The sequence below is a fragment of the Paenibacillus jamilae genome (assembly GCF_050482105.1).
Taxonomy (GTDB): domain Bacteria; phylum Bacillota; class Bacilli; order Paenibacillales; family Paenibacillaceae; genus Paenibacillus; species Paenibacillus jamilae_B.
In genome coordinates, this window is sequence record NZ_JBCNHI010000050.1 from 1 (window position 1) to 2470 (window position 2470).

Annotated in this window: 1 protein-coding gene; it reads right to left on the reverse strand. The window is 51.3% G+C overall.

All coding sequences use genetic code 11. The annotated features are described in order from the left end of the window. Positions 1-2470: condensation domain-containing protein (locus tag ABEW32_RS26095; protein ID WP_430193188.1), on the reverse strand; the 2470-nt coding region annotated here is incomplete at both ends.

Sequence of the window (2470 nt, forward strand, 5' to 3'; positions counted from 1 at the left end):
ACAAACGTGGCATTTCGCTCACTTTGAATCCGAACCGGAATCGTATTAATGAACAGACCGATCATATGCTCTACCCCAGCAATATCCGTCGGACGTCCAGATACGACACTGCCGAACACAACATCCTGGTTGTTGTTATATTGCTGCAAAATAAGACCCCACACACTCTGCATCAGCGTATTAATTGTGACCTGCTGCTGCTTTGCAATCCGGTACAGGGCTTGGCTCCACGTTGGATCCAGCTCCACCGTTATTTTTTCAGAAACATATTCGCTGGTATCGCTTGTTGTCGTGGACAGAGCACTTTCCCTGCTGTCCGCCACGTGGTCTTTGGATACAGTATCCGATCCAGGCAGCAACGTCTGCTGTTCAAAACCAGCCAAATAACTGCTCCAGTACTCTTTTGCCGCCCGTTCATCCTGACGCTCCAGCCATTCGATATATTGGCCATACGGTGTGATCGGAGCAAGCTCTGGCTGTTTCTGCTCCAGCAGCGCAAAGTACGTACCAAACACCTCGCCCGTAACGAGCGACAAGCACCAGCCGTCCATCACGATATGATGGAAGCTCCAGACCAAGTGATATGTTTCTTCATCGGTCTGCACTACCCGTACGCGCATGAGTGCATCCGTACCGAGATTAAAGCCTCTCGCCTGATCCTCCTGCTTAAACGCCTGGATATACGCCTGTTGCTCCGCTTTCGGCATGGTGCGTACATCCTTGAAGGACAGATCGCTATCTTTGTGACGGAACACGATTTGCAATGGCTCCAGACCATGGCCTGTCTCAAACTGATGGAAATTCGTCCGCAGCGCTTCGTGACGCTGTGTCAGCAGATCCAGACTCTTACGGAAAATAGCAACATCGAAGCGGCCCTTTTGATCAAACGACGCTTGCTGGAAGTATGCGCCGGAGTCCGGCTCCATCAAGCTATGGAACAGCATCCCCTTCTGCATCGGAGAGAGAGCATACACATTTTCCAGTTCGCCTACAGTAGCCGTTTGCTCCGTCAATTGCTCCAGTTGTTCCAAGGACAAGCCCTTGAACAAGACATCGCTTGGGGTTAGCTCACTCCGTTCTTGGGAGGCACAATGCTTGATGACTTCCTGCAAGCTTTCCTGCAGCAGCTGGGCAAACTTCTCTACATTTTGCTGTTGATATACGTGGCTATCATAGCGAATTTCCAGGGTCAGCACGCCCGCTGTGATCATGCCGTTCACGTTCAGCGCCTGCTCCAGCACGGTATGATCACTCATCGGCTCTCCATCTGAATGCGAAGACAGCACGATATCACTTTGTTCCAAATCCTGATCAAATTGTCCCAAATAGTTAAAGCTGATCTCCGGCTGTAGGCTCCAGGAAGAGGTAGTATCATCCTGTGACATATACTTCAAAATACCGTAGCCAATGCCCTTATGCGGGACATGTCGCAGGTCCTCTTTTACCCGCTTGATGCGCTGTCCTACTTCTGATGTTCCATCCACATCCAGCAGTACCGGATACTGACTCGTAAACCAGCCCACGGTACGGGTGATATCCACATCTGGAACAATAGCCTCCCGGCCATGGCCTTCCAGATTGACCAGCACACGCCCCTGCCCGCTCCAGTGGTATAATGCGGTACCGAGTGCGGTTAACAGCAGATCATTGACCTCCGTATGGTACGCACGATGTGATTCCTGAAGCAGCAGCCGGGTGTCCTGTTCGCTCCAAGCCACGGTCACCGTCTCACTGTCTCGAACCCAAAAATGCTGGCCTGCCGCTCTTTCTTGATCCTTAGGTAACGATCCGACTTCCGCGTGGGCAAGACGCTGCCAGTATTCGCGTTCATTGTCAATGGCTGGACTGTTGGCATATTGAGACAAACGTTCTGCCCAAGTGGAGAACGAATCCGTTTTATACGGCAAGCGAATCGCTTCTCCCCGAACGGCCTGCTCATATCCTGTGGCAAAATCTTCAAACACAATCCGCCATGAAATGCCGTCTACGACCAGATGGTGAATCCCAATCAATAAGTGATCTCCATCCATACAGCGGAAAAGTCCCAACTTCACCAGCGGTCCTTCATCCAGACGAATCGAGCTCTGGATGGCATTGGCTTTCGTTTCGATCGCCATTGCTACTTCTGCCGTATCTTCGACGCCTGTTAAATCCACAACGTCCAGACTGTACAGGTCGCCTTCGTTCACACCACGATTCCACGCTTCATAGCCCTGTTCGGTCTGACGGAAGATCATACGCAAGGCATCATGATGCTCCGTCACCTTGGTCACCGTTTGACGCAATGCGTCTAGATTGAAGCCTTCTGCTCGATGCAGCATCACCGACTGGTTGAAATAATGTGGCTCTGCTGATGATAATCCAAAGAACCATTGCTGAATCGGCGTCAGCTTAACACTACCCGAAACCACGCCCTGATTGGCCGTACGACTCACTTTTTGTACATGACCGCTCAGCAGCGAAATGGACG